This window comes from Streptomyces sp. NPDC050264 (assembly GCF_040655895.1).
In the GTDB taxonomy this organism is placed as follows: domain Bacteria; phylum Actinomycetota; class Actinomycetes; order Streptomycetales; family Streptomycetaceae; genus Streptomyces.
Genome location: NZ_JBFAKV010000009.1, coordinates 218483 through 237123, shown reverse-complemented (window position 1 = coordinate 237123; position 18641 = coordinate 218483). Strand labels below are relative to the sequence as shown.

The 18641-nt window shown below is 73.1% G+C and carries 16 protein-coding genes; 5 read left to right on the top strand and 11 right to left on the bottom strand.

The window, feature by feature from the left end:
• Positions 1-396: 396 nt before the first annotated feature.
• Together AB0J02_RS18675 and AB0J02_RS18670 are read right to left on the bottom strand one after the other, a co-directional pair.
• Positions 397-2979 (bottom strand): FtsX-like permease family protein, encoded by a 2583-nt coding sequence (locus tag AB0J02_RS18675; RefSeq protein WP_363194772.1) that lies wholly within the window; start codon positions 2977-2979, stop codon positions 397-399.
• A complete protein-coding gene (locus tag AB0J02_RS18670; protein WP_363194771.1) occupies positions 2976-3764 on the bottom strand; it encodes an ABC transporter ATP-binding protein in 789 nt (262 codons plus the stop codon). The genes AB0J02_RS18675 and AB0J02_RS18670 overlap by 4 nt, the downstream gene beginning before the upstream one ends.
• 291 nt (positions 3765-4055) lie before the next feature.
• On the opposite strand from AB0J02_RS18670, the gene AB0J02_RS18665 reads away from it, so the two are divergent.
• From AB0J02_RS18665 to AB0J02_RS18655, 3 genes are all read left to right on the top strand, one after another.
• Positions 4056-5570 carry an MFS transporter gene (locus AB0J02_RS18665; RefSeq protein WP_363194770.1) on the top strand — a complete coding sequence of 505 codons (1515 nt, stop codon included), beginning with the start codon at positions 4056-4058 and terminating at the stop codon, positions 5568-5570.
• Positions 5571-5643: 73 nt separating this feature from the next.
• Entirely contained in the window at positions 5644-6015 is a 372-nt protein-coding gene (locus tag AB0J02_RS18660; RefSeq protein WP_363194769.1) for a DUF485 domain-containing protein, read from the top strand.
• On the top strand, positions 6012-7649 hold the full coding sequence (locus tag AB0J02_RS18655; RefSeq protein ID WP_363194768.1) for a cation acetate symporter: 1638 nt from the start codon (positions 6012-6014) through the stop codon (positions 7647-7649). The genes AB0J02_RS18660 and AB0J02_RS18655 overlap by 4 nt, the downstream gene beginning before the upstream one ends.
• A gap of 14 nt (positions 7650-7663) precedes the next feature.
• Here AB0J02_RS18655 and def read toward each other — a convergent pair whose 3' ends face one another.
• A complete protein-coding gene (gene def / locus AB0J02_RS18650; protein ID WP_363194767.1) occupies positions 7664-8263 on the bottom strand; it encodes a peptide deformylase in 600 nt (199 codons plus the stop codon).
• Between the two features lie 67 nt (positions 8264-8330).
• On the opposite strand from def, the gene AB0J02_RS18645 reads away from it, so the two are divergent.
• Complete coding sequence (locus AB0J02_RS18645; RefSeq protein WP_363194766.1) at positions 8331-8810, top strand: helix-turn-helix domain-containing protein; 480 nt, start codon at positions 8331-8333, stop codon at positions 8808-8810.
• Here the strand turns inward: AB0J02_RS18645 and AB0J02_RS18640 are convergent.
• From AB0J02_RS18640 to AB0J02_RS18620, 5 genes are read right to left on the bottom strand one after another with little or no spacing between them, the layout of a single operon-like run.
• The gene (locus tag AB0J02_RS18640; RefSeq protein WP_363194765.1) at positions 8764-10365 is read right to left on the bottom strand and encodes a hypothetical protein; all 1602 of its coding nucleotides are present in this window, start codon (positions 10363-10365) and stop codon (positions 8764-8766) included. The genes AB0J02_RS18645 and AB0J02_RS18640 overlap by 47 nt on opposite strands.
• Entirely contained in the window at positions 10359-11234 is an 876-nt protein-coding gene (locus AB0J02_RS18635; protein WP_363194764.1) for an ATP-binding cassette domain-containing protein, read from the bottom strand. The genes AB0J02_RS18640 and AB0J02_RS18635 overlap by 7 nt, the downstream gene beginning before the upstream one ends.
• Positions 11235-11267: 33 nt before the next feature.
• The gene (locus AB0J02_RS18630; RefSeq protein WP_363194763.1) at positions 11268-12428 is read right to left on the bottom strand and encodes an ATP-binding protein; all 1161 of its coding nucleotides are present in this window, start codon (positions 12426-12428) and stop codon (positions 11268-11270) included.
• Complete coding sequence (locus tag AB0J02_RS18625) at positions 12425-13075, bottom strand: response regulator transcription factor (protein ID WP_363194762.1); 651 nt, start codon at positions 13073-13075, stop codon at positions 12425-12427. The genes AB0J02_RS18630 and AB0J02_RS18625 overlap by 4 nt, the downstream gene beginning before the upstream one ends.
• Positions 13076-13102: 27 nt before the next feature.
• Positions 13103-14062, bottom strand: a complete 960-nt coding sequence (locus AB0J02_RS18620; RefSeq protein ID WP_363194761.1) for a zinc-binding alcohol dehydrogenase family protein — start codon at positions 14060-14062, stop codon at positions 13103-13105.
• Between the two features lie 112 nt (positions 14063-14174).
• Here AB0J02_RS18620 and AB0J02_RS18615 point away from each other — a divergent pair, with 112 nt between their 5' ends.
• Entirely contained in the window at positions 14175-14636 is a 462-nt protein-coding gene (locus tag AB0J02_RS18615) for a MarR family transcriptional regulator (RefSeq protein WP_363194760.1), read from the top strand.
• Between the two features lie 21 nt (positions 14637-14657).
• On the opposite strand, the gene AB0J02_RS18610 is transcribed toward AB0J02_RS18615, so the two are convergent.
• From AB0J02_RS18610 to AB0J02_RS18600, 3 genes are all read right to left on the bottom strand, one after another.
• Positions 14658-15551 carry a cellulose-binding protein gene (locus AB0J02_RS18610; RefSeq protein WP_363194759.1) on the bottom strand — a complete coding sequence of 298 codons (894 nt, stop codon included), beginning with the start codon at positions 15549-15551 and terminating at the stop codon, positions 14658-14660.
• Between the two features lie 136 nt (positions 15552-15687).
• Positions 15688-16674, bottom strand: coding sequence for an LCP family protein (locus AB0J02_RS18605; RefSeq protein WP_363194758.1), 987 nt, complete (start codon positions 16672-16674; stop codon positions 15688-15690).
• Positions 16675-16745: 71 nt separating this feature from the next.
• The coding region (locus AB0J02_RS18600) for an SUKH-4 family immunity protein (protein ID WP_363194757.1) at positions 16746-18641 on the bottom strand (1896 nt) is incomplete at its 5' end.

The following is an 18641-nucleotide window of genomic DNA, read 5'->3' as shown; positions in this document are numbered from 1 at the left end:
GCGGGGACACGGAGGCGACGACTCAGCGTCGTCGCGTTCTCCGGTCGACCACCGCCCGTGCTCTCGGTTCCCGGGATTCCCGCAGCTCATGGCCGACGGCGTCGGCGGCGCGGGAGTCCACGGCAGAAGACGAGCGCACTCCCCCTCAACCCCTCTGAATTACACAAACTGTGGAGCGCCCTAAGGCGCTCTCCCCTCCATGTCAGACATTAGGGGCTTTCCTGCCCTGGAGACCAGAAGAAAAGGATTGTGGCTATTAATGGCGCATGTCTCAAAATTGACGCTTTGCCCGCCAGCAGGGGTTTCGTTCGGCGGACGCGGCGAACCGTGACGGAAAAAACGGCTCCCGGCGCACGGTGAGTGCGCCGGGAGCCGTCTCCCTACGGAGAGAACGCGTCAATCTGTCGCGATCGCGTTCAGCACGTTCATCCGGCCCGCCCTGAACGCCGGCACGAGCGCCGCGAACAGGCCCACGAAGGCCGAGCCGACGAAGACCGCGATGATCGTCGGCCAGGGGATCTCCAGGACCCCGAGGCCCTCCAGGGCGAGCAGCTTCTGGGCCGTCGCTCCCCAGCCCATGCCGAGCCCGAGGCCGAGCAGGGCGCCGAAGAGGGCGATGACCACCGACTCCAGGCGGATCATGCGGCGCAGCTGGCGGCGGGAGAGGCCGATGGCCCGCATCAGGCCGATCTCCCGGGTCCGCTCCACCACCGACAGGGCGAGGGTGTTCACCACGCCGAGCACCGCGACGATGATCGCGAGGGCGAGCAGCCCGTAGATCATGTTGAGGAGCTGGCCGATCTGGTCCTTGAGGGTCTGCTTGTAGTCGGTCTGGTCCTTGACCTTGACGGTCGGGTCGGCGGCGACGGCGGCCTTGAGCGTCTTGTACGCCTGGTCGGCCCTGCCGTCCGCGGCCTTGGCGAACATCATCCCGTTCAGCGGCACCCGGTCCGCCGGCAGGTACCGGGTGGCGGTCGCGAGGTTCGTGTACATCGCGCCCTTGTCGAACACCGTGTCGTCCGAGGTGACCGCCGCGATCCTGAGCTTCGTGGTCCGCCCGTGCTCGAAGGCGACGGTCAGCGCGTCGCCGACCTTGAGGTCGTACCTCTTCGCGAACTCGGAGCCGACCGACATGGCGTTCCTGCCGTACGCCGCCTTCAGCTCGCCCGAGGTGGCCTCGCGGCGCAGGTCCTGGGCGTAGGACGGGCTCGCCGCGACCAGCTCTTCGTCCTCCTTCTTGCCGCCCGGGGTGGTCAGCGTCGTCCTGACGTACTTGACCTCGGTGACGTGGGCGACGTCACCGGACGCCGTGACCTTCTTCAGGGCGGTGGCGGCCTGCGGTGTGATGGCGCCGTTGCTGGGTTCGACGATGAAGTCCGCGCCGACCGACTTGTCGAGCTGGTCGGTGGCCGAGGCGACCATCGAGGAGCCGACGACCGAGAGGCAGGCGACCAGGGCGAGGCCGATCATCAGGGCCGCGCCGGTGGCGCCGGTGCGGCGCGGGTTGCGCAGCGCGTTGCGCTCGGCGAGCCGGCCGACGGGGCCGAAGAACCGGAGCAGTACGGCGCTGAGCACCCGGACCACGAGGCCGGCGAGGAGCGGGCCGATGACGACGAAGCCGATGAGCGAGGCGACGATGCCGACGCCGAGCCACAGGGAGCCCTGGCTCGCCTTGTCGGCCTGCGTGGCGAGGTAGAGCGCGAAGCCGCCGCCGCCCGTGAGGACGAGCCCGAGGACGGCGCGGACGACGCCGGCCTTGACGTCGGCGGGGGTGCCCGCGTCGCGCAGGGCCGCCATCGGGGAGACCTTGCCGGCCCGGCGTGCGGGCAGGTAGGCGGCGAGGACGGTGACGACGATGCCGAGGAGCAGGCCGATCGCGGGGGTCGTCCACTTCACGGTGAGGTCGTTCGTGGACAGGTCCATGCCCGCGGCCGACATCAGCTTCATCAGGCCGACGGCCAGGCCCACACCGGCGGCGACACCCACCACGGAGCCGACGACGCCGAGCAGCAGCGCCTCGATCAGCACCGAGCGGTTGATCTGCTTGCGGCTGGAGCCGATGGCGCGCATCAGGCCGATCTCGCGGGTGCGCTGGGCGACGAGCATCGAGAACGTGTTGATGATCAGGAAGATGCCGACGAGGAACGCGATCCCGGCGAAGCCGAGCAGCGCGTACTTGATGACGTCCATGAAGGAGGAGACGTCGGAGGCGTTGGCGTCCGCGGCCTCCTGCTGCGTCTGGATCTTGTACGTGCCGTCCAGGGCGGCCGCGACGTTCCGCTTGAGCTGGATGTCGGAGACGCCGGACTCGGCGGTGGCGCTGATCTGTGTGAACCGGCCGGTCGCGCCGATGAGTTCACGCTGGGAGGTGGCGGTGTCGAAGTACACGACGGCCGCGCCGGGGTTGGTGACCTTGAAGGAGGCGATGCCGACGACCTTCGCCTTGAAGTCGCCGGTGGCGGCGATGGTGCGCAGCTCGTCGCCGAGCTTCAGGTGGTGCTTGTCGGCGGTGTCGGAGTCGATCATGGCCTCGGTCGGGCCGCGCGGCGGGTGCCCGGAGGTGATCTCCATGGAACGGAGGTCGTTCTTGGTCCAGTTGCCCGCGATGGTGGGCGCGCCGGTCTCGGAACCCATGTTCTCGTTGTGGGAGTCGACGACGGTCACGTTCATCGAACTGATCGCGCCCTCGGCCGACTTGACGCCGTCCGCCGCGCGGACGGTGGCGAGCGTGGACGCGGGCAGCGACTCGGGGCGGCCCGTCGCGGTGCCCTCGGACTCGGCGTCCTTCGGGCTGACGGAGACGTCCGCGGCGGTGGCCGTGAAGATCTTGTCGAACGTCTTGTCCATCGTGTCCGTGAACACGAGCGTCCCGCAGACGAAGGCCACCGAGAGGAGCACGGCGACCGCGGAGAGGGCCATCCGGCCCTTGTGCGCGAGGAAGTTGCGCAGCGAGGTCTTCAGCACGGTGTTGCCGCTCATGACGTACGTCCCCGGGCGTCGAAGTCCTTCATCCGGTCCAGGACCGCCTCGGCCGTCGGGCGGAACATCTCGTCGACGATGCGGCCGTCGGCGAGATACAGGACGCGGTCGGCGTAGGAGGCGGCGACCGGGTCGTGGGTGACCATGACGATCGTCTGGCCGAGCTCGTCGACGGAGCGGCGCAGGAAGCCGAGCACTTCGGCGCCGGCCCGCGAGTCGAGGTTCCCGGTCGGCTCGTCACCGAAGATGATCTCGGGCCGGGCGGCCAGCGCCCGGGCCACGGCGACGCGTTGCTGCTGGCCGCCGGAGAGCTGGGTGGGCCGGTGCTTGAGCCGCTCGGCGAGGCCGACCGTCCGCACGACGCGGTCCAGCCACTGCTTGTCGGGCTTGCGGCCCGCGATGTCCATGGGGAGGGTGATGTTCTCCAGGGCGTTCAGCGTGGGCAGCAGGTTGAACGCCTGGAAGATGAAACCGATCCGGTCGCGGCGCAGTTGCGTGAGCCGCTTGTCCTTGAGGCCGGTGATCTCGGTCTCGTCCAGGTGGATCTGGCCCGAGGTCACGGTGTCCAGGCCCGCCAGGCAGTGCATCAGCGTCGACTTGCCCGAGCCCGACGGGCCCATGATCGCGGTGAACCGACCGCGGTCGATGTCCACGTCGACCTGGTCGAGCGCGACGACGCGGGTCTCCCCCGACCCGTACGCCTTCACGACCTGCCGCGCCCGCGCGGCAACGGCCGTACGCTCTCCAGTGCCCCCGTGCCTGGGAATGGTTACAGCCGATGTCACGGTTTTCTCCTAGGTCGGTCCCGCCCGTCCGCAGTGGTCTGCGGTACGTCCAAGTCTGGTGATGCGGGGCCCCGGGCGCCCTGGTGGAAGTCACCGTCTTTCCCGGGGGGAAACCCCACCCCTCGAAGGTAGGAAGAACCCCCCACCGGCCTCGTCCTCCAGGGGGACGAACGGCCCCCGGTCCGTTGTACGGAGACACCCCTAGGGGAGATACACCCTTCGGTGGACCTCTACTCAGGGTCGACTCCACCCGCATAAGCTCCTGGACGGAGATACGTGCAGGGGGAACACATGCAGGGGAAGAAGACGGCGGTCGTCGCCGCGCTGATGCTGTGCATGGCGCTCGCCGCGCTCGACTCCACCATCGTCTCCACGGCGGTGCCCCAGATCGTCGGCGAACTCGGCGGGTTCTCCGTCTTCTCCTGGCTGTTCTCCGGGTACCTGCTCGCGGTCACGGTCACGCTGCCCGTCTACGGCAAGCTGTCGGACACCCTGGGCCGCAAGCCGGTGCTGATCGCGGGCAGCGTGCTCTTCCTGGCCGGCTCGCTGCTCTGCTCCTGCGCGTGGAACATGGGCGCCCTGATCGCCTTCCGGGTGGTGCAGGGGCTCGGCGGCGGCGCGATCCAGGGGACGGTGCAGACCCTCGCCGCCGACCTGTACCCGCTGAAGGAACGCCCCAGGATCCAGGCGAAGTTGTCGACCGTGTGGGCCACGTCGTCCGTCCTCGGCCCGGCACTCGGCGGCCTCCTCGCCTCGTACGCGGGCTGGCGCTGGATCTTCCTGATCAACCTGCCGGTCGGCGCCGTCGCGCTGTTCCTCGTCGCGCGCCATCTGCACGAACCGCGCCGCGAACCCGGCCCGCGCCACCGCATCGACTGGGCGGGCGCGCTCGCCGTGTTCGCGGCCGGCGGCGTCCTGCTGACCTGGCTGGTGCAGGGCGGGGTGGCGTGGGACTGGGACTCGACGCCCTCCATCACCCTGCTCTGTACGGGAGTCGCGCTGATCGGCGCGATCGTCGTGATCGAGCGCCGGGCCGCCGAACCGATCCTGCCCGGCTGGGTGTGGCGGCGGCGCACCATCGCCGCGGTCAACCTCGCCCTGTGCGCGATGGGCCTGCTCATGGTGGCGCCGACCACCTTCCTGCCCACGTACGCGCAGTCGGTCCTCGGCCTCTCCCCCACCGCGGCCGGCTTCGTGCTGTCCGTGATGACGCTGAGCTGGCCGGTGTCGGCGGCCCTGAGCCAGCACGTGTACCGCAGGATCGGGTTCCGCTCCACGGCCGCGCTCGGCATGACGGCGGCCCTCGCGATCCTCGTCGCGTTCCCGCTGCTGCCCTTCCCCGGCGCGGTCTGGCAGCCCACGCTGCTCAGCCTGCTGCTCGGCGCGGCCCTCGGCCTCTTCCAGCTCCCGCTGATCATCGGCGTGCAGTCCTCGGTCGGCTGGGCCGAGCGCGGCACGGCCACCGCCTCGATCCTCTTCTACCGGCAGATCGGACAGACCGTCGGCGCGGCCGTCTTCGGCGCCGTCGCCAACGGCGTGATCTCCGGCCGCCTCGGCAGCGGCACCGACCTCGACTCGGTGACCCGCTCCGGCGCGACCGCGGTGCGCCGGGCGGTCGACGCGGCCGTGGACTCCGTCTACATCGGGGCGGCCTGCGCGGCCGCGCTCGCCCTCCTCGTCCTCCTGCTGCTCGCACCCCGCCGCTTCCCGGTCCTGGACCCCGCACCCGCACCGGAGGACGCACCGGCGCAGGACCGACCGGCCGGTTCGCGCAAACCCTCGCCCAACTCCCCTACCTACGAGTAACGTTCCGGCTCCCCACGCACCTCCCTGCGGCCCGCGCGTCCCCGGCGGGCCCTGGTCGCGCAAGGAGATCGGGATGCCGCACCCCTCCCACGCCCACCGCTCGCCGGTCCACCGCCTCCCCCGCCACCCCGACCTGCCACCGCCCGGCGGCCCGAGCCACGAGCTGCGCCTGCTGCGCACCGCGTACCGCTGGCAGCGCCGCGTCGCCACGCTCACGGCGCTCGGCTACTTCACGCTCTTCCTGCTCCTCTCGGCGTTCGCCCCTGCCGTGATGAACCGCTCCGCCAGCGGCGGTCTCTCCACCGGACTGCTCATCGGCCTCTGCCAATTCCCGGTCTCCTGCGCGGCGTTGCTGCTCTACGAGTACACGGCCAGGCGGCGTGTCGACCCGCTCGCCCACCGGCTGCGGCGGCAGGGCCGGGGCCCGCGGGGCGGCGGCCGATGACCGGCCCCGCGTCGGAGTCGATGTCACTGGTGGCGTTCACCGCGGTCGCCACCGTCACGCTCCTGCTGTGCGTCATGACCGGCCCCGACCGTGACGACCTGGAGGAGTTCTACACGGGCTTCGGACGCCTGACGCCGATGAGCAACGGACTGGCTATCGCGGGCGACTACATCTCGGCGGCGACCGTGCTCGGCACCGGCGGCATCATCGCCCTGATGGGGTACGACGGTGTGGTCCTCGCCCTGAGCACGGGGCTCAGCCTGATGCTCCTGATGTTCCTGCTGGCCGAACCGCTGCGCAACGCGGGCCGTTTCACGATGGGCGACGCGCTGGCCCGCCGGATGCCGGGCCGGGCGGTGCGCATCGCCGCCTGCGTCACCACGCTCACCGCCCTCACCCCACTCATGCTGGTCCAACTCGCGGGCGCGGGCGACCTGTTGGGCTTCCTCCTGGGTTTCACCAGCGAGGGGTTCAAGACCGGCTGCGTGGTCGCCCTGGGCGCGCTGATGATCAGCTACGCGGCGATCGGCGGCATGAAGGGCACGGCCGTCATCCAGATCGTGAAAATGGTGATGCTGCTCGGCTCGGGCGCCGTGGTCGCGGCCCTGATCCTGCACCGCTTCGACTGGGACCCCGGCGCGCTGCTCGCGACGGCGGCCCGGCAGAGCGGCGCGGGCCGCGCCTACCTCAGCCCGGGTCTGGAATTCTCCGGCGGCCCCCACCCGCGCCTGGACCAGGTCAGCGCACAGCTGACGGTGGTCCTCGGCGCGGCCTGCCTGCCGCACGTCACGATGCGCATGTACACGGCGCGGCACGCGCGCGAGGTGCGGCGCTCGATGTCGTGGGCGGTGTCGTCGGTGGGCGTCTTCGTCCTGATCATCTCCGTCGTCGGGATCGGCGCGACGGCACTGCTCGGCCGCGCGGCGATCGCGACGGCGGACGCGCAGGGCAACACGGCGTACCTGCTGGGCGCGCGGGCGGCGTTCGGAGCGACGATGTCCACCACCGAGTCGCTGCTCTTCACGACGGTCACGACGGCCCTGTTCCTCACGCTCCTGGCGTCGGTGGCGGGCATGATCCTGGCCTGCGCGAACTCGCTGGCGCACGACGTCTTCGCGTACGGCAGGCAGCAGTTGAGCGCGCGCACGGAACTCAGGACGGCGCGCGTCTCGGCGCTCGCGGTCGGCGCGCCCGCGATCCTCCTGGCCACCCTGGTCCAGCACCGCAACCTGCAGCCCCTGATCACGCTCTCCTTCTGCCTGGGAGCGTCGGCCCTGGCCCCCGCCCTGGTCTACAGCCTCTTCTGGCGCCGCTACACGCGCGCGGGCCTGATGTGGACACTGCTGGGCGGCACGGCGGCCTGCCTGATCCTGATGACGGGCACCAACCTGGTCTCGGGCTCACCCGCGTCGGCCTTCCCCGGCCGGGACTTCAACTGGTTCCCGTTCACGACGACCGGCCTCGTCTCCATCCCCCTCGGCTTCCTCCTCGGCTGGCTCGGCACGGTGCTGACGCCGCCGCGCGGGGCCGCGGAGCAGCAACGCCAGTACGAAGCGGTGGAGGAGTGGATCCTGGCCGGGGCCGTCCGGCAGGAGAGCACGAGACGCTCGAAGGACCCCGGGCCGAAGGGGTAGCCGCACGGGCGCGGTCACTTGCCGAGTCGCTCCGCCACGGCCGCCCGCCGCGCGAACACCTCGTCCCGCGCCTCCGCCATCTCCCGCAGGGCGTCCCGGCGCTCCCGCTTGCCGAGCCGGTCGAGGTAGAGCCGGCCGTGCAGGTGGTCCGTCTCGTGCTGGAGGCAGCGGGCGAAGTAGCCGCGGCCCTCGACGACGAGGGCGTTGCCGTCCTTGTCCCGGCCGCGCACGACCGCGTGATCGGCGCGGGCCAGTGACTTGAAGGGGCCCGGGACCGACAGGCAGCCCTCCAGCTCCTCGACGAGTCTGCGCCCGGCGACCGGCTCCTCGTCCAGGACCGGGTTGGCGATGTGCCCGACATGGCGCACCCCCCAGTCGTCCTCGATGTCCCAGACGAACAGCCGCAGGTCCACGTCGACCTGGTTGGCGGCGAGGCCCGCGCCGTGCGCGACGTGGTTCGTGGCGAACATGTCGTCGATCAGGCGCGCCAGTTCCGGCGTACCGAACTCCGCGTCCGTGACCGGCGTGCAGCGCCGGTGCAGCACCTCCTCACCGACCACCGTGATGCGCCGCACGGCACCCCGCTCGACCTCCGGCAGCAGCCCTTCACTCATCGCCCTCAACTCCCCGATCCCGCCGACCACTTGACCAAACACTTTGCAAAGTAGCATCCTTTGCAAAGTGACCGAAGAAGATCTGACCGAAGAAGGCCCGACCGAAGAGGCCGGCGAGACGGGCCGGGCGGCGCGCCCCCTGCCCGACCATCCCGTCCGCGTCGCCCTCCTCGACCTGCTGGCCGAACTGGGCACCGTCACGTCCTCGCAGGCGGCGGCCCGCCTCGGGTACAGCTCGGGGCTGTGCTCGTTCCATCTGCGCCGGCTCGCCCGGCACGGCCTCATCGAAGAGGCCTCGCACGGCGGGGGGCGGGTGCGGCCGTGGCGGCTGCGGTGGGACGACCCGCGGCAGTCGGTGCGGGCCGTCGAGCGGTCCGTCGAGGCCCTCGTCCATCTGACGCCCGACGAGGCCGACCAGCTCGCCCTGCGCATCAAGGGGTTGCTCGAACCCTACGAGCGCCGTCGCGACCACCCCGCGGGCGCCGTCCCCGTCTCGGCCGTCACCCTGCTGCGCCCGCTGCCCTCACCGGGCGGGGCAGCGACCTGACCGTCCCGGTCGCCTGGACCACCGCCAGCAGAACCAGCGTCATGAGGACGAGCGTGCCCGGCGACAGCCCGCGCGGGGTGCCGTCCGCGTCCCGCACCGCACCCATGAAGTCCAGCGGCGCGAAGCCGTTCACGACGAAGTACCACAGCGGCGGGTACACCGCCTGGAACAGGCGGTGGCTGCGGCTCAGCGTGCCGAGCGCGAGCGCAAGGGTCGGCACGAAGAACGCCGCGCAGCCCCACAGCGCCAGACCCGTGCCGTCGCCGCCCCACGCCATCCGCACTCCGGCCCCGGCCCCGGCGACCGCCGTCAGGAGCACCCCGGCCGCCCACTCCGCGTACAGCCTGCGGCCCGCGAACGGGTACGCCCCGAGGAACGCCTCGACCCCGCACTCGCGGCGCTGCGTGCCGAGCCGCGACCACAGCAGCACCGGCCAGATCCACGCCAGCGGCAGCAGCACCCGGCTCACCCCGGAGACCGGCGTGAGCGTGAGGGACAGCACGGCGATCCCGGCCGCCACCGCCCACCACCACCAGGCCGTGCCCCGCACCAGGATGCGCGCCTCGCCGGCCATCAGGCGCAGAGCGGTGCCACCGGTGCGGACGGGCGTGCCGGGCACCTCGCCGAAGGTCGCCCGCCGGGCAGTCCGGTCCGCGAACTCGGCCGCCACGGCAGCTGGTTGAGACGGGGTGCCGCGCGACGGGTCGAAGCGCGCGAACCACAGCGCCGGGACCACCGCGACGGCCACCGCGATCACCGTCAGCGCGAGGCGTTGCAGCAGATAGCCCTGCGAGGGATCGAAGCCGTGCCACTCGAACGTCCTCAACGGCCGTTCCACAAAGGTGAGTCCGAGGCTGAACTCGCCCGCACCGTGCGGGTCGACACCCTGCGCCCGCAGGGCCGATCCCAGGGAACGTACGACGTCGGCGACGCCGATCCCGCCGAGCGGGGCGTGCGGCGACTGCCCGCCGAGGACCGCGACCGTCCACACGAAGAACCAGACCACGTTGCCGAGTCCCGCTTTGAGCAGCGGGATCGTCTCGAACAGCAGCGCCGCGGCCGCCGTCACCGCCGCCATCGGCAGCGCGATCAGCACGAACGGCTGCAGCAGCGCCACCGGGTCGACGGCGCGGGACTCGCCGCGGGCCCACTGCAGGACGAACGCGGCGAGCGCGAGCACGCCCAGCATCGAGGCCAGCACGAGGAGGGAGCTGAGGAACTTGGCGAGCAGGTATGTGGGCGTCGGCAGCCGGGCCGCCGCGAGGAGCCGGCCCACGCCGGTGTCCGCGTCACGGGCGACCGCGCCCCGCACGACGTAGAAACCGCCGAGTGCGAGCCACACCGTGCTCGCGAGCGCGACGACCATGCCGGTGTACGCGCTGTTGTAGGCGCCGCGCCGGTCGCCGAACTGCATGACCGTCCAGTGTGCGTCACCGCCCGGCGCGGCCACGATCGCGAGGCCCGCCGCCGCCGCGAGCACGACGAGGTAGACGGGCCTGCGCACCCGGTCCTTGAAGTCGCCGGCCACCAGCGGCACAAGACCCCGCGTCAGCATGCGGGCACCGCGTGGACGGCGGCGAGGTAGGCGTCCTCCAGGCCCGGCGCGGCCGGCACGCAGTGGTCGTACGGCGGCGGTACGTCACTGAGGACGCGGGCCCGTGCACCGGTGGCGGTCCGGGTCAGCGCGCCGACGACGTACCGGCTCCGCAGATCGCTCAACTGCGCTTGCGTGGCGGTCACTTCCCATACGTGGCCGGTGACGCGCGCGATGAGTTCTTCCGGTGTGGCCAGGGCGAGCAGTCGCCCGCCGGCGACGACGGCGATCCGCGCGGCGACGGACTCGACGTCGGAGACGATGTGGGTGGAGAGCAACACGATCCGGTCGGCGGCGAGCGCGGAGAGCAGGTTGCGCAGCCGGACGCGCTCCTCGGGGTCGAGCCCGGCCGTCGGCTCGTCGACGATGATGACGCGCGGGTCCGCGAGCAGCGCCTGCGCGATGCCGACGCGGCGCAGCATGCCGCCGGAGTAACCGCCGAGGCGGCGGTTCGCGGCCCCGGTGAGGTTGACCAGTTCGAGGAGTTCGTCGACGTGGGCGCGGGCGGACCGGCCGGTGAGGCCCTTCGCGGCGCCGAGGTAGCGCAGGAACTCGCGGGCCGAGAGGTTGGGGTAGACGCCGAAGTCCTGTGGCAGATAGCCGAGTTGGCGGCGCATCCGGCCGGGGCGGCGCACGAGGTCGTGGCCGTCGAGGAGGACCTGGCCCGTGGTGGGGCGGGTGACAGTCGCCGCGATGCGCATGAGGGACGACTTGCCCGCGCCGTTCGGACCGAGGAGCCCCAGGAGGCCGGTGTCCAGGCGCAGGGTCATCCGGTCGACCGCGCGTTTGCCGCCGCGGTAGGTCTTGGTGACGTCGACGAGTTCCAGCACGGGGCTCCTCCGGAAGGGCGGGGTGGGATGCCCTCAGCCTCCGGCCTGCCGGGAGGCGCGCACATCTGCCGTTCGGCAGAGATCGGGGAGTGCGTCGCGCGTGGGCATGCTCGCCTCGACCGTCCAGCCGGCGGCCTTCGGGGCCGGGCCCGCCGTGAGCGTGCCGCCCGTCAGCCGGACCCTTTCCTCCAGGGCCGCCAGGCCCGTGCCCCCGCCCGCGCGAAGGGCGCGCCGGGGTCGCACGGGCCCGTCGTCCGTGACCGTGACCGTGACGGCGGCGGGGCCGGTGCGGTGCGCGGAGACCGTGATCCGGGTGGCGTTCGGGGCGTGTCGGCGTACGTTCGTGAGGGCTTCGAGGACCACCCGGTAGGCGGCGTCGTCGGCGTCCCGGGGCAGCACGAGGTCCGGGTCCGCCCGCAGGGTGGCCCGCTCCCCGAACCTCCCCACCAGTTCCGGGAGTTCACGCATCCCGTGGTGGGTGCGGTCCGCGCCGTCCGTGCGCAGCGCCCGCAGCGTGCGGTCCATCGACTCCAGGGCCCGCGCCCCCGACTCCTCCAGGCGGCCGAGCAGCGCCGCCACCTCGTCCTCGTCGTAGGGGCCGACCCGTGCCGCCTGCACCTCCACGACCATGCCGGTCAGTTCGTGGGCGACGAAGTCGTGGAGATCGGCGGCGACCGTGAGGCGCTGTGCGCGGCGGGCCTGTCGCACGGCGGCCCGGCGGCGCTCGTCCTGGGCGCGCAGAAAGCAGCCGACGCCGACCGCGCACACCACCGGGAACAAGGTCGCGGCCGCCATCAGGACCGAACCCGTCAGCGGGTCGGGCGGGTGGCGCAGGCTGAAGCGCAGGGGCGCGGCGAGTGTGGTCAGCCCCGCGAGCGCGCCCAGCGCCACCACGCGCCGCGCCGGGGCCCGCCGCAGCAGCCGGGCCGTGAGGACGAGCAGCCCCGCCAGCTCCACGGGCAGCCACAGCAGGACGAGACCCGGCCTCCCCATGTATGCCACGTCCACCAGCCAGGAGACGGCGAACGCGGCACACGCCGCGCGTTCGAGCCGGCCGCGCGACCACGGCCGCACCGCCGTGACGAGCGCGGTCGCCGCGGCGGCGGCGAGCAGCAGCGCGCCCCAGGACGCCAGGGCCGCCGGCACGAACAGCAGGACGACCGCGCCGGCCGCCGCCACGCGCCGCGCGCTCATCCGGCGTACCCCAGCTCCCACGCCTTCACGGCGATGCCCACCCGGTTACGTACGCCCAACTTCCTCTGAACGGCGGCGACATGGGTCTTCACGGTGCCGGGCGAGATGAACAGGAGCGCCGCGATGTCCGCGTTCGTGAGGCCCTCGGCGACCTTCCCGGCGATCTCGGTCTCGCGCGGTGTCAGCGGTTCCAGCGGCTGGGCGACGGAACGGGCCCGGGGTCCGGTCACTTGCCGGAGCAGCCGCACCGTCACGGACGGGCTGATCAGACTGTCCCCGGCGACGGCCGCCCGGACCGCCTCGACGAGCAGCGCGGGCCCGGACCGCTTGAGGAGGAACCCGGAGGCGCCGTACCGCAGCGCCGGGTACACGTACTCGTCCAGGTCGAACGTCGTCACGATCACGACCTTCACCGGGAACTCCGCGTCCGGGTCCGCCAGTTGACGGGTCACCTCCAGGCCGTCGAGGTGCGGCATCCGGATGTCGACGAGCGCGACGTCCGGCCGTGTCTCGCGCACGACGCGCAGCGCAGCCCGCCCGTCAGCGGCCTCCCCCACGACGACGATGTCGCCCTGCGCCTCCAGCATGCGCCGCATGCCCCGCCGTACCGCTTCTTGGTCGTCGGCGACGACCACCCTGATCCCCATCGGGCCATTGTCGCCGGGCGGCCGCGGTCAGGGCACGAGGACGATCCGCTCACCGGGTCCGGTGGAGGCCGCCCACGCCTGCTCGACCTGCGACAGCGGCATCGGCACCGGGTGCACGGCCAGGGTGCCGGCGGTGATCTCGGCGGCGAGCGCGGGCAGTTCGGCGACGATGTCGGCGGTGGCGACGGAGCCCTGCCCGCTGCCCAGGACGCGCAGGTTCGCCTTGCGCAGGAGCGCGGACGGCAGCGCCGCCTCCTGGCCCGCCATGGAGCCGATCTCGATCCAGTCGAGCGGCGCGGCACGGTCGGTGCGGGCCATCAGCAGTGCGGGCATGACGGTCTCGGTGACGTGTCCCCACACATAGTCGATGACGACGTCGACGTCGGCGGCGCTCTTCGCGACGCGCTCGGCGATCTCGTCGGGTTCGCCGCTCAGCGGGAGCGTCTCGTCGGCGCCCAGCGCGGGCAGCAGCGCGAGCCGCTCGGGGTCACGGCCCGCCGCCACCACACGGCCCGCGCCGAGGTGCTTCGCGATCTGCACGGCGAGCTGTCCGGCGCTGCCGGTGGCGCCGAGGACGAGGACCGAGGCGCCGGGCCGGAAGTCGATCCGGCGGCGCAGCGCCACCCAGGACGACATGCCGGGGTTCATGGCCGCGGCCACGGCGGCCGGGTCGGTGCCGGGCGGCAGCGGGACGGCCCGGCGCCGGTCGACGACGGCCCGCTCGGCCATGGTGCCGACCGCGTCGTCCAGGGCGACGAAGTAGTGCAGCTCCCCGTCGGCCGTGCAGCCGACGCCGTCGACGCCGGGGACCATCGGGAGCGCGCCGTCGGACGCGTAGTGGGTGCCGCCCGCGCCGGAGCGCACGCGCGGGTGCAGCCCGGCGGCCAGCACCTCCACCAGGAACTGGTGCTCGCCGCGCGGCACGGGCGTCTCGAAGGTGTCGTAGCGGGGCGGGGCGTCGAAGGAGTGGACGACGGCTGCGCGCATGAGGGCCTCCCGGGGTGCGGGGACGGATCAGAACCGCACATAGTTTGCGGCACGTACTACTTGGCCCGACGTTAGTTTGCGTCGCGTACTACGTCAAGCGGAGACTGTCCCCATGACCGCCCCCGAGAACCCGGCGCAGCCTGAGCTCCCGGCGCAGCCCTTGAGCACCGTCGACGCCCTCGTCCAGTTGTCGTTCCTCGTGCAGGGCGCGCTGACCCGCATCGCGGCCGAGCACGACCTCTCCGTCATCCAGGTCCGCCTGCTCGGCATCCTGCGCGACCGCCGCCCCGGCATGCTCGAACTCGCCCGCCACCTCGACCTGGACAAGTCCTCCATGACGGGCCTGGTCACCCGCGCCGAGAAGCGCGGCCTCGTCACCCGCGAGCGCTCACCGCACGACGGCCGCGGCGTCCTGGTCGCTCTCGCCCCGAAGGGCCGCGCGCTGGTCGACCGCTGCGCGGCGGAGGCGGAGCGACGGATCGCCGACCTCACGGAGCCGCTGACGGCCACCGAGCGGGACCGCCTCCGCGACCTGGCGGCCAAGGTGCTCGTCCCGGGCCCCTTCGCCGGCTGAGCCCGGGAGCGGGACGCGCGCCTACTCCGCCGCGGTCCGCCCGGTCAGGGCCGCCAGCGAACTGCGCACGCGGTCCATATGGGCCCGCACCTCGTCCCACGCCTCACTGTGCTCACGCAGCACCCGCTCCGTCTCCCGGACGACCCCCTCTTCCCGCATCCGCGCCTGTGCGAGCAGTTCCGCGGCGGCCGCCTCCGCGTCCTCCTGCCCGTGCCTGGCCGCCTCCCCCGCCTCCGCGAACGCCCGCTTCGCCGCCGACAGCCGCTCCTCGGCCGCGGCGACGGCGGCGGTCTCCCACTCGTCCGCCGCGGCCTCCCGCTCGGCGGCCTCCCGGTCGAAGGCCTCGATCCGCTCGGCGTGCTCCTTGGCCTGGTCGCCGAGGACCGCCTCGCCGCGCTGCCGCGTCTCGCGCAGGACCGCCAGGGCCTCGCCCCGCGCCTCCTTCACATCCCGCCGTGCGGAGACCCGGATCTCGTCGGCGTGCGCCCCCGCCTCGCGCTCCCGGCGCCGGGCCCGTTCGTCGGCCTCGCCGCGCACCTCGTCGGCGTAGGCCTGCGCGGCGTCCCGCAGCTCGCGCCCCGCCGCCCCGGCGGCATCGGCGACGGCCTGCGCCTCGGCCCGCGCCGCGTGCCGGACGGCGGCCTCCTCCTCCTCGGCCAGCTCCAGCAAATACTGCGCACGCCTGCCGAGCGTCTCGTACGTCTGCGGGGCCAGCTGGGCGACGACCGCGCGCAACCGCTCCGCCTCCGCCCCCATCTCCTTGGCGAGGACGGTCAGTCGCGCGGCCCGCTCCCACGCCTCGTCGCGGGCCCCGGACAGCTCCGCGGCCCGGGCCTCCACCTGCTCGGGGCGGTAGCCACGGCCCCGCACGACGACGAAACCGTACGGCGACGCCGATGCGCCTGCACCGCTCATCTCGATCCCCTCTCCAACCCGTACGACGTGACGCGCGACGTTCCGCGCGATTGGCGCACATCTTGATGGATCAAGCGGAAGCGTCCATAACGCGACACACGTGACACACCGCCCGACCTACTCGGTCAAGGATGCGTCAATTGGCGTCGAAAGTCGGAATCGCCGTGTCGGCGCGCAGTGCCGCGAAGAGTTCTTCGGCCTCGCTCCGGTTCCACTCGACGACATCGCCGACCCCGGCCACGTACGGTTCGCTCGCCACCGGCACCGTGGTCGTTCCGGACAGACCGGACACTTTTCGGCCCATTGTGGCCAGCGCGCCGATGCCGGTGTCGGGATCGACGGTGAGCGCGTCGAGCGAGGTGCCCAGGAACGGGATCAGCTTCCACGGCGGGACCAGCACCGCCGGGCTCAGCGCCTTGCCGGCGATCGCGTCGACCAGCTGCTGCTGGCGCTTGACCCTGCCGAGGTCGCCCTGCGGATCGGAGTAGCGGGCCCGCGCGTACTGCAGCGCCTGGACCCCGCCCATGTGCTGACAGCCCGCGTCGAAGTCGGCCCCGGACTTCTCGTCGTGCAGGCCCCCGTCCGGTACGCAGAGGGTGACCCCGCCGAGGGAGTCGACGACGTCCACCAGACCCAGGAAGTTGATCTCCGCGTAGTGGTCGAGGCGCAGCCCCGTCGCCTGCTCGACGGTCTGCGTGAGCAGCTCCGCGCCGCCGAGCGCGTACGCCGCGTTGATCTTGTTCGTGCCATGGCCCGGGATCGGGACGTACGAGTCGCGCGGGACCGAGATCAGATACGGGCCGCTGTCCCCGTAGTGCAGGATCATGATCGTGTCGGTGTTCAGGCCCTGGTCGTTGCCGACGTGCAGCTCCTTGCGCTGTTCGGGCGTCAGGTCCGCGCGCGAGTCCGAGCCGACGAGCAGCCAGTCCGTGCCCTTGCCCGCCGTCGGACGGCCCTCGAACTCGGTGAAGGCGTCCATGGTCCGCAATCGCGAATCCGCCCAGAAATACAGCCCCGTGCCGTACCCGACGAGGATCAGGAGCACCACGAGCAGCGCCAGCAGGACGCGCCTGGGCCACCGCCGCCTCTTCGCCGGCCCGCTCTGCCTCCGTGTGCCCGCCATGAGCGCATGATCGGGGCGCCCGACCGATTCCGCAGGTCGAGCGCCCCGAGCTGGCATGCGGTGCTACGTGGCTACAGCAGGCCGTCCCACATCTGCTCCAGCAGCACCGACCACCAGGTCTCGGGCGAGCCGAGTGCCGCCGGGTCGATCGCGTTCAGCTGCGCCTGGAAGTCGACGGTCCAGCGGCCCGCCTGCTCCTGGTTGAGGCCGTAGCGCAGCCGCCACATCCGGCCGAGCAGCCCGAGCGAGCGCGCGAACTCCGGCAGCCCGCTGTTCACGAACTGCGGCGGCACGGGCGCGCCGGCTGTGTTTCCGGCGCCTGCCTCGACCGGCACGGCCACGATGTTCGCCGTCCCGTACTGGACGCAGACCGCCTTGCCGAAGTCGCTGCCCATGACGAGGTACGAGCCCGCGTCCGACGCCGGCTGCACCCCGCGCTCCTGCGCCAGCTCGGCCAGCGTCGGCACCGGACGGCCCGGCTGGGCCTGCGCCCAGAAGAACGGCCCGAAGTCCGCGGGCAGTCCGGCCACGACGAGCGTGTGCGCCACGACGTCCGGGACGCCCTGCCGCGACACGGCCCGCTGGTCGAACCGGAACACCCCGGGACCGAACGCCGCGGCCAGCTCCTGCGCGATGCCCTCCGGCGGGATCGGCGGCGCGGGCTGCGCGGGCGGCAGCGGCGCGCGCACCGGCGCCGGCCGCGCGGGGCCGTCGGCGACCTGGTGCAACTCGGCCTGGTGCGCGATGAGTTGCTGCATGCCCTGCTGACGGGACGCGTGATCCGTACCGTACGGCGCGATCGACGTGATCCGCGCCTGCGGCCACTGCTCCTGGATCATCCGCGAGCAGTACGCGCCCGGCAGCGCACAGGACTCCAGCTCCGTGTGGAGTTCCAGAACCTGGTCCGCCGGGACGTTCATGCCGCGCAGCTCGTGGAAGATCTGCCACTCCGGGTGCGGCGTACCCGGCGCGGAACGCCGGATGAGCTGCTGCTCGGAGCCGTCGGGCGCGCGGTAGCGCAGCACGGCCTGATAGCCCGGGCCCACCGTCGGCTGACCCATCGGCGGGGCCGTCTGCTGCGGGTAGCCGTACGCCGCCGGGGGCGGGCCACCGGGGAGCTGCTGCCCGGGCACGGGCGGCGGCATCGCGCCGGGCGGCGGGCCCACGGGCCCCTGCGGACCGGGTCCGGAGAGCATCGTCGCCGCGTGGTGCACACCGCCGCCGGGCGGCGGGGGCGTGCTCCCGGGCGGCCTCGGCGCGGCGGGCGGCTGCGGTGCGCCCGGGGCGCCGGGCGGTCCCGGCGGCGGCGGGGCCTGCCCACCGGGGCCGCCGACAGCCGGCCCGGACAGCATCGTCGCCGCATGGTGCACACCGCCGCCGGGCGGCGGGGGCGTGCTCCCGGGCGGCGGCGGGCCGCCGGGCGCACCCGGGACCTGCGGCTGCCCGTCGGGGCCCAGCGACGACACCAACTGCGTCGGGACATAGCCGCCGGCCGGGGCCCCGGGCACACCGGGCGCACCCGGCGGCGGCGGGGTCTGCCCGCCACCCCCGCGGTGCGGCGGCTGCGCCTTGCTGGTGGCGACATCCGCGATGTCCCCGGCCCCGGGCGCGAGCGGCCGCCCCGCGCCGTCCCGCACGGGACCGGGCGGAGCGGGTGGCGGCGGCGTACCAGGAACAGCCGACCCCGGCACCGGAGGCGGCAACGGGGCGCCCGGAGCGGGCGGCGCCGGGGTGTCGGGGCTGGCCGGGCCTTGCGGGTAGCCGTACTGCGGAGCGGGCGGCGGAGGCGTACCCGGTACAGCCGACCCCGGCACCGGAGGCGGCAACGGGGCGCCCGGAGCGGGCGACGGCGGGGTCGTGGAGTCGGCGGGCCCTTGCGGGTAGCCGTACTGCGGCGCGCCCGGCGAAGGCATACCCGGTACAGCCGACCCCGGCACCGGAGGCGGCAACGGGGCGCCCGGAGCGGG